Genomic DNA, 9503 nt, shown 5'->3' on the forward strand with positions numbered 1-9503 from the left:
TGTGAACCCCCGCCCCTGACCCCCGGTGAGGTGCCGTGTTGCTTGGGTTCCCCCGGGCCGAGACGGCGGGCTCCGCCCCACGAAGGCCCCGCCTCGTCCCGGTGTCCATTACAGCTCCTGGGAAAGCGGCGGGCCATCCTTTCGCCTCTGCGGCGAAAGGATGGCCCGTGACAGCCTTCGAAGGCCGGTGGAACCGCGCGGATCAGACTTCGACGACCACCGGCAGGATCATCGGCCGGCGCCGCGTGGTGTTCGACACCCAGCGCCCGACGGAGCGGCGCACCAGCTGCTGGAGCTGGTGGGTGTCGCCGATGCCCTCGGCCGCCGCGTCCGCCAGCGCCGCCACGATCAGCGGCTTGGCCTGCTCCAGCGTCTGGTCGTCCAGACCGAAGCCGCGGGCGGTGATGACCGGGCCGGTGACGATGCCGCCGGTGTCGGCCGAGACCGCGACGAACACCGACACGAAGCCCTCGTCCCCGAGGATCCGCCGGTCCTTCAGCGAGGCCTCGGTCACCGAGCCCACCGAGCTGCCGTCGACGTAGACGTAGCCGGCGTCGACCTTGCCGGTGATGCGCGCGACGCCGTCGACGAGGTCCACGGTCACGCCGTCCTCGGCGATCACCACGCGGTCCGCCGGGACGCCGGTCTTCATCGCCAGGTCGGCCGCGGCGCGCAGGTGCCGCCACTCGCCGTGCACCGGCATGAAGTTGCGCGGCTTGGCCAGGTTGAAGAAGTACAGCAGCTCACCGGCCGCGGCGTGCCCGGAGACGTGCACCATGGCGTTGCCCTTGTGCACGACCGTCGCGCCCCAGCGGGTCAGCCCGTTGATCACCCGGTTCACCGCGTTCTCGTTACCGGGGATCAGCGAGGACGCCAGGATCACGGTGTCCTCGCCGGTGATGCGCACCTGGTGGTCGCGGTTGGCCATGCGGGACAGCGCGGCCATCGGCTCGCCCTGCGACCCGGTGCACATCAGCACCACCCTGTCGTCGGGCAGATCGTCGATCTCCTTCAGATCGATGATCAGGTCCGCCGGCACCTTCAGGTAGCCCAGGTCGCGGGCCACGGCCATGTTGCGGACCATGGACCGGCCGACCAGCGCCACCTTGCGGCCGTGCGCGGCGGCCACGTCGCAGACCTGCTGGACGCGGTGCACGTGCGAGGCGAAGGAGGCCACGATGATGCGCCCCTTGGCCCGGCCGAACACCCGGTCCAGCACCGGCGTGATCTCGCGCTCGGAGGTGACGAAGCCCGGCACCTCGGCGTTGGTGGAGTCCGACAGCAGCAGGTCGATGCCGGACTTGCCGAGCTCGGCGATGGTCGCCAGGTCGGTCAGCCGGTCGTCCAGCGGCAGCTGGTCCATCTTGAAGTCGCCGGTGTGGAACACCGTGCCGGCCGGGGTCTTGATCGCCACGGCCATGGCGTCCGGGATGGAGTGGTTGACCGCCACGAAGCGGCACTCGAACGGCCCGATCTGCTCCACGTCGCCCTCGACGACCTGCAGCGAGTAGGGCCGGATCCGGTGCTCGGCGAGCTTGGCCTCGACCAGCGCCAGCGTCAGCTTGCTGCCCACCAGGGGGATGTCGCCGGACTCCTTGAGCAGGTACGGCACACCCCCGATGTGGTCCTCGTGGGCATGCGTCAGCACGACGCCGACCACGTCGTCCAGCCGGTCCCGGATGGAGCTGAAATCCGGCAGGATCAGGTCGACGCCGGGCTGGGCCTCCTCCGGGAAGAGGACGCCGCAGTCGACGATGAGCAGTTTGCCGCCGTACTCGAAGACGGTCATGTTGCGACCGATCTCTCCGAGTCCGCCGAGCGGGGTCACTCGCAGCGCGCCTCGCGGCAGCGGCGGGGGTCCGGAGAGTTCCGGATGCGGATGGCTCATGCAGTTTTCCTTTGTGTTCCGCGGACCTCTGGTCCGCTCCTTGCTAGATCTTCACGCCGCCTTGGGCGAGATACGTCTTGAGCCGGGCCTGCTGCTCCTCGGTCGCCTCGACCAGGGGCAGCCGCACCGGGCCGCCGGGCAGTCCCAGCATGTTCATTGCCGCCTTGAGGGAGATCACACCTGGCAGACTTGTCACACCGGCGTGGACCGGCAGCAGTTCGGCGTGCAGGCGCGCGGCTTCGAGCACGTCGCCGGCCAGATACGCGGCGATCATCGCGCGGATGCGCGGCGCCGCGAGGTGCGCCGACATGCTCACCACGCCGACCGCCCCGACCGAGAGCCAGGGCAGGGTCAGCGGGTCGTCCCCTGAATAGTAGGCCAATCCGGTGGCCGCGATGACCTCGGACCCGGCGGCCAGGTCGCCCTTGGCGTCCTTCACCGCGACGATCATGTCGTGCTCGGCCAGCCGCTTGAGGGTGTCGGTCTCGATGGCGATGCCGGCGCGGTGCGGGATGTCGTAGAGGACGACGGGGCGCGTGGTGTGGTCGGCGACCGCGGTGAAGTGCCGGAAGAGGCCTTCCTGGGTCGGCTTGTTGTAGTACGGGGTGACGACCAGGAGCGCGTCGGCGAGGGCCTCGGCCTGCCGGGCCAGCGCGAGCGTGTGCTCGGTGTTGTTGGTGCCGACGCCGGCGATCACCGAGATCCGGTCCCCGACCGCCTCGCGGACCGCCCGGAGCAGCTCCGCCTGCTCCGTGTCCGAGGTGGTCGGCGCCTCGCCGGTGGTGCCGGAGACCACCAGGCCGTCGTTGCCCGCCTCGACCAGGTGGGCGGCCAGTTTCTGCGCACCGTCCAGGTCCAGGGATCCGTCCGGGTGGAAGGGCGTGATCATCGCGGTGATCAGCCGACCGAAGGGCGCCCCGGTGGACCACAGGTCGGGGGCGGATTCGGCGAGGTGCGCGTTCTCGGGCATGGCACAACGGTACCGGGCCGTGCAGGTGATCGAATAGCTGGCTTTGCTTACGTGAATCAGGTAGCCGAGCTGAATGGACAGACCCCGTCTCCACCGCTCGGGGGTCCGGTGGGGACGGGGTCCACCGTGGTTAACAGACGCGCACGGGGCGCGTTACGGGTCCGGCCGCGCCGCCGGTCGTTTTTCACTCTTTAGGACTACTGAGAGTGAGCACTTCGCGACTGAGAAGGATTGGCGCGGTCTATAGAAGCAGTGCCCGCTGTCACCTTCCGGGGCCAGGAGTCCCTATCTCCTCAACACTATTAAGGTGCGACCCGACCATTCGCCTGCCACGCCGCGTAAGTCAGCGGCATCAGTTCGGCGAAGTGTTCTTCCATCTTCTCGGCGACCATCTCGATCTCGCGCTGCGGGAACGACGGGAACGTCGCTTCCTCGTGCTTCGTCCGCAACGACAGGAAGTGCATCAGCGCACGCGCATTGCACGTGGCGTACATCGAGGAGTAGATGCCGACCGGAAGCACAGTCCGGGCCACTTCGCGCGCGATACCTGCGTCCAACATCTCCAGGTACGCCGCGTAACTCGCCTCGCAGGACCGGCGGACCGTGTCCTGGACCGTCTTGTGCTGCTCGTCGGTGCCCGGGACGAACACGTACTTGCCGGGCCTGCCCTCCTGCACCAGCTTCCGCTCCGGTCCGGGTACGTAGAACACCGGGTCCAGCTTGCGGTAGCGCCCGCTCTCCTCGTTGTAGGACCAGACGCGGTGCCGCATGAATTCTCGGAAAACAAAAATCGGCGCGGCGACCAGGAAGGTCATCGTGGAGTGCTCGAAGGGCGAGCCGTGCCGGTCCCGCATCAGGTAGTTGATCAAGCCGCCGGAGCGCGCGGGATCGGTACCGACCTCGTCCAGGGACTGCTCGCCCTTGGTCGAGACCCGGGCCGCCCACAGGACGTCGTTGTCGGAGGCCGAGGCCTTCACCAGTTCCACGGTCATGTCCGAGCGGAACCGTACGCTCTCCATCTCATCGCTCACCGTCCGAGCCTACCGGCGCCTGACCTGTGACGACGCCGGTGCGGACGGTGCGGACGGTACGGACCGCGGGAGTGAAGACCGCGGTCGGCCGGTCAGCTCCCGGTACGGCTGCGCAGCGCGTCCGGCGGCATCATCGTGTCGATGTTGAAATACGGAGCCAGGTCCAGACCCTGCATCAGGGTCAGGACGCGGTCCACGCGGTCGACGTTCACCGTGGTCGGGAACGTGCCGAAGCTGATGCTGGCGGCGACCGTGGAGTTGGCCATCGTGCCGTAGTGCGCCTGCATCTCGGTCATCGCCGTGGCGCGCTGCGAAGTGGAGTTCTTGGCCTGGTTCAGGGCCCCGGTGAAGGCCTTGAACAGGTTGGTCTTCTCCACGGCGAAGTCCTGCTTGGCGAAGTAGCCGCCCATCGGCATCGCCTGGGTCGCGCCGCGGGTCAGGTCCATCAGCCCGACCAGCTTGTTGTTGTTCGTCGCGTAGCTGTAGTACGGCTCGGGGATGACGGCCGCCAGGTTGGCGTCCGCGCTGCCGGTCAGCTTCACGGCCAGGTCGGTGGGGACCATCGACTTCAGGTGCGCCGCGGAGTTGGCCTGCTTGATCCGGAAGCTGTTGGCCAGGTCCGGGAGCGAGGTCATGAGCATGATCGTCGGGACTGTGTAGGCGTCGTTGGTGTCGTTGGTGCCCGAGGTGGGGACCAGGAAGCCGCCGGCGGCGCCGAAGACGTTCTTGATCTCCTGCGCGTTCTTCATGCCGGTGACCTTGCTGAGCAGCTGCACGCTGCCGTCGCCGGCGGTGTAGCCCTCGGCGACCAGCTGCAGCCGGAACGCGCCGTTGGACTGGGCCAGGATCGCGTGCACGTAGTCGTCGTAGACCAGGTCGACCTTGCCGTCGTTGAGCCCCTGGAGGGCGTCCTGGTAGCTCTTGTAGGAATCGTCGATCGTGACGTCGATCCCCTGATCTTTGAAATAGCCCTTGTCGACGCCGGTGTAGATCGGGAGCGCGCCTATTTCGCCCTTGGGGATGCCTATTCGGAGCTGATGTTGCTCCAACGCGCCGTGGGCCGGCATCGCGGCCGACGCCGAGGCCGTGGACGTGCTGCTGCTGCACGCCGCGGCGGCACCGGCGGACGCGGTGAGCACCACGCAAAGGACGATCGCCGAGGTCCTGCGCGAACGGGCTCGGGGTTTGGCTGATCGCACTGCGCTGCCCCCTGCAAAGGTTTCGATGAAGCCGGTCGGCGCATCGTAATACATGGGCCGCCGGGCCCCCTACGTCACCGTTGAGATCGACTAGCACTAATGCACGAGTAAGGATACGCACATGCGCGGAGTCATCGCCCGGCTTATCCCCCTATAACGCATCTAATCGCCCCTCTGTCAACCCCCGCCCTTGGCCTCGCTCGCTCTCCTGTGCTGGAATGCGTTGCTTGAAACCTAGAGACCGCGAGCCATGTGTGGCGCCCCACCCGCCGCAGTAGCGGCCCGGTCGCAAAGAAAGCTGTGAGGGCCAGTGCAGACTCGACCCGTGTCCCCGCGCCGTCCGCCGGCTCCTTTCCCGGAGCGCGGTGCCGGCGCGCCGCCGCCCGGCGGATCCATATCCGACGCGGCCGCCGGCCGCACTGCTCCCGGAGAGCTTCCGCGCGGGGCCCGGGATGGAGTGCTGCCAGGACAACGGCCGGTCCCCACATCGCAGGAGACCGAGGGCAGCGGCGGGCACACGCCCCCTCCCCCGCCGCCCACCGCGTCCGCGAACCGCTTCGCCCCCCGCAACTGGCGCGTCCGCACCCGACTGGTCGTCCTGGTCATCGTGCCGCTGGTGGCCACCATCTTCGGCGCCGCGGCCCGGATCGTGCAGCAGGTCGGCAACGTGCAGACCTACGACCACGCCAAGACCATGGCCGCCGCGGCCAGCCCGCTGTCGGACCTGATCGACGCGCTGCAGGACGAGCGCGACATCAGCATCGAGATGATGGCGTTCCGGGCCCCGACCGGCAACGCCGACTCGGCCACCCTGACCAACCTGACCACCAGCATGGCCACGCAGCGCAAGGCCACCGACCGCGCGACCGCCGTGATGCAGCCGGTGCTGAACAAGATCGACGGGTCCTACCCGGCGGACACGCTGGCCGCGATCGCCGACGCCAAGGCCAACATGACCGGCGTCCCGGCGCTGCACCAGGCCGTGGACGGCGCGTACTCCAACCCGGTGAGCGTGTTCGACCAGTACAACAAGGTGCTGGACAGCCTCGACGGGCTCTACGAGTTCGTCGCCGCCGACGCCGGTGACCAGCAGCTGATCAACGACGCCCGGTCGCTGGCGGACCTGGGCAAGATGACCGAGACCACCTCGCGCGAGCGCGGCTTCCTCACCACGCTGGCCGTCAGCATCGACCCCAACCAGAACCAGGACAACCTGGCCCGGCTGCAGGGGCTGATCTCGGACCTGACCTCCACCCGCTCGGAGTTCAAGACCGTCGCCATCGCGCCGATGCAGCAGTCGCTGAGCGACACGGTGGACGTCGGCGAGTCCTACACCGGGGCGAACCAGTACCTGACGACGATCGACGACAAGCTGTCCAACAACGGCGCCAGCGACAACGGCGACCAGCTGGTCCCCGGCAGCGTCTACACGCAGTACAACGCGCTGCTCGACCGGTACAAGCAGGTCCGTACCCAACAGGCCGCAGCCCTGGTGCAGCGCGCGGACTCGCTGGCCAACAGCGCCCGCAACACCATGTACCTGAACATCGGCATCATCATCGGCGTCCTGCTCGTGGTGTCGGTCGCCACCGCGCTTATCGCGCGCTCGCTGGTACGCCCGCTGCGAGTCCTGCAGAACACCGCCCTGGAGATCGCCGGCAACCGACTGCCGGAGATGGTCCGCCGCCTGCGCGACGCGGACGGCAGCGAACCGATCGAACCGATCTCGCCGATCGCCCTGTCCAGTACCGACGAGGTGGGCCAGGTGGCCCGCGCGTTCGACGAGGTGCACCGCGAGGCGGTCCGGCTGGCCACCGAGCAGGCCATGCTGCGGAACAACGTCAACGCGATGTTCACCAACCTCTCCCGGCGCTCGCAGTCGCTGGTGCAGCGCCAGCTGCGGCTGATCGACGAGCTGGAGAACGCCGAGCAGGACCCGGACCAGCTCGCCTCGCTGTTCAAGCTGGACCACCTCGCGACCCGTATGCGCCGCAACGGTGAGAACCTGCTGGTCCTCGCCGGTGAAGAGCCGGGTCGCCGCTGGTCCCAGCCGGTGCCGCTGATCGACGTGCTGCGCGCCGCGGCCTCCGAGGTGGAGCAGTACGAGCGGGTCACGCTGCGCGACCTGCCGACCGTCGAGGTCGCCGGCCGCGCCGTGAACGACGTCGTCCACCTGGTCGCCGAGCTGCTGGAGAACGCGACGTCGTTCTCCGCGCCGGAGACGAAGGTCTCGGTCACCGGCAACCTGCTGAACACCGGCGGCGTGATGCTGGAGATCGAGGACTCCGGCATCGGCATGACCCCGGAGGAACTGGACGACTCCAACGAGCGGCTGGCCAACCCGCCGGTCGTGGACGTCGCCATCTCCCGCCGCATGGGCCTGTTCGTGGTCGGCCGGCTGGCCACCCGGCACGGCATCCAGGTGCGGCTGCGCCGCTCGGCCACCGGCGGCATCACCGCCCTGGTGCTGGTCCCGGCCGCACTGCTGGCCGGCAACCTGTCCGACGCCCCGGCGGTCGGCGGCAACCGCGGCACCTTCGGCGACATCGCCGACACCGGCCAGCTGCCGCAGCTCACCTCGACCGGCCTGCCCCGGCGCCCGGCCGGCGCGGTGCGGGCCGAGCAGCGCGAGCTGGCCCCGGGCGCGGACCTGCAGCAGGGCCCGCCGGCGCAGGCCCCGGCCCCGCTGCCGCCGTTCGGCGGCGAGCGGGCCCCGGTCGGCGGCGGCGAAGGGGACGGCTGGGAGGACGTGAGCCCGGCGGCCCCGCCGTACCGCAACACCGACGCCACCCCGCCCGGACTCGCCGAACTGCTCGCCGAGACCGAGGCCATGACGCACGGCGTGAGCCCGGTCATCCGCGAGGGCGACCCCGGCGACCCGGGCAGCAGCGGCGCCTTCCAGCGTCCGGAGTTCGTGCTGCCGGAACCGGAACTGGACGGCCGGCTGGCCGAGGCGCTGGACGGGACGGCGACGTACGACTTCCGTCCGAACCAGGCGCCCAGCGGCCCGCCCGCCCCGCCGGCGAATCAGGAGAACACCGGCCAGTTCCGGATCAGTGCGGGCAGCGACGACATGCGGCTGGACTTCCGGGTCGGCGACGGGGGTCCGGCGATGCCGCCGCCCCCGGCCCCGCCGGCCCAGCCCGCGCCGCTGAACTTCTCCTCCAGCTTCGACGACCTGCTCCCGAACATCCCGGACATGGAGCACACCGGCGAGTTCGCGGCGTACCGCGAAACCCAGCAGGATGAGCGCGACGACCTGCTCCTCCCGCCGCCGGCCGGCCCCTTCGCCACCCCCGGCCAGCCCTCGCTGGGCTCGTCCTCGGGCGGCTTCAGCACCAACACCGACTCGCTGTCGGCCAGCGGCCTGAACAACGACCTCGGCGCCGAACTCGCGGCGGGCGACCCCTACGCCGCCCCCGGCGAGGTGCGCATGACGCCGTTCGGCGGGCACCTGGACAGCGGGTTCGGCAACCAGGGCCAGGGTCAGCAGGGCCAGGGCCCGGCGGCACCGGCCGCCGGACAGCAGTCCGGCGAGCTGTACAGCGGTCCCGCCTTCGAGGCGCCGCAGTTCGGTCAGCCGGCCGCTCCGTCCGGAACCGGGTACGCCAACGACGGGCCTTCCTTCGGACGCCGCCCGATGGGCGAACCGCTGACCGGCCCCGGCTTCGAAGCCCCCGCGGCGTTCAACCCGAACGCCCCGGCGGACAACGACCCGAACGACCCGATGGCAGGCCTCAGGAACCCGTTCGCGGCGGCGCCCGAGGCTCCGCCGAACACCGGCACCGGCTACGGCAACGACGCGCCCTCCTTCGGCCGCCGCCCGGTCGGCGAGCCGCTGACCGGCTCCGGCTTCGACAACCCGCAGTACCCGCCGTCGCAGTACCAGCCGCCGCAGTACGACACCCCGCAGTACGAAGCCCCGCAGTACGGCGAGCAGACCGTCGCCGACCTGTCCGGCTCGGGCTTCCACACGCCGCTCGGCAACCCGATGGGCAACCCGCTCGGCAACCCCATGGGCGACGCCACCGGCTACGCTCCCCCGGTCGGCGAACCGCTCGCCGGCCCCGGCGCGCCGGACCCGCTGTCGTCCTCCGGCACCAACTACGCCGACTACCCGGACCCGCTCACCGCGCCGATCGAGTCGATCCCGATGGACCCGGCGGCGCACAACACCTCGATCTTCAACGCGATCGAGTCCGAATGGTTCCGGGTGCGGGCCGGCGAGGGGACCGCCGTTCCGCAGAACGCTCTGGAGGTCGGCACCGTGCGTCCGGCCGAACCGGTCCGGCCGGGGCGCGGGGCGAGTCTGCTCAAGGCCAGGGCGCGGACTTCGGACTTGGTGATCATCGACGCCCGGTGCGCGAAGTCCGACTCCGGCAGTGCCCAGGTACCCGGCACGCCGCCGAAGCCCG

The 9503-nt window shown here is 70.0% G+C and carries 5 protein-coding genes; 1 reads left to right on the forward strand and 4 read right to left on the reverse strand.

The window, feature by feature from the left end; genetic code table 11:
* Nucleotides 1–202: 202 nt before the first annotated feature.
* The 4 genes from GWK61_RS49600 to GWK61_RS49615 all read right to left on the reverse strand — a co-directional run bounded on the left by GWK61_RS49600 (nucleotide 203) and on the right by GWK61_RS49615 (nucleotide 5031).
* On the reverse strand, nucleotides 203–1888 hold the full coding sequence (locus GWK61_RS49600) for a ribonuclease J (RefSeq protein ID WP_194920728.1): 1686 nt from the start codon (nucleotides 1886–1888) through the stop codon (nucleotides 203–205).
* Nucleotides 1889–1931: 43 nt separating this feature from the next.
* A complete protein-coding gene (gene dapA / locus GWK61_RS49605) occupies nucleotides 1932–2858 on the reverse strand; it encodes a 4-hydroxy-tetrahydrodipicolinate synthase (RefSeq protein ID WP_194920730.1) in 927 nt (308 codons plus the stop codon).
* 302 nt (nucleotides 2859–3160) lie between these two features.
* A complete protein-coding gene (gene thyX, locus GWK61_RS49610) occupies nucleotides 3161–3877 on the reverse strand; it encodes an FAD-dependent thymidylate synthase (RefSeq protein WP_194920743.1) in 717 nt (238 codons plus the stop codon).
* A gap of 104 nt (nucleotides 3878–3981) precedes the next feature.
* On the reverse strand, nucleotides 3982–5031 hold the full coding sequence (locus tag GWK61_RS49615; RefSeq protein ID WP_194920739.1) for an ABC transporter substrate-binding protein: 1050 nt from the start codon (nucleotides 5029–5031) through the stop codon (nucleotides 3982–3984).
* A gap of 382 nt (nucleotides 5032–5413) precedes the next feature.
* On the opposite strand from GWK61_RS49615, the gene GWK61_RS61640 reads away from it, so the two are divergent.
* On the forward strand, nucleotides 5414–9503 hold a 4090-nt coding region (locus GWK61_RS61640; RefSeq protein WP_194920741.1), incomplete at its 3' end, for a sensor histidine kinase.

Origin of the sequence: Catenulispora rubra, assembly GCF_015356825.1 — a bacterium.
Classification (GTDB): Bacteria; Actinomycetota; Actinomycetes; order Streptomycetales; family Catenulisporaceae; genus Catenulispora; species Catenulispora rubra.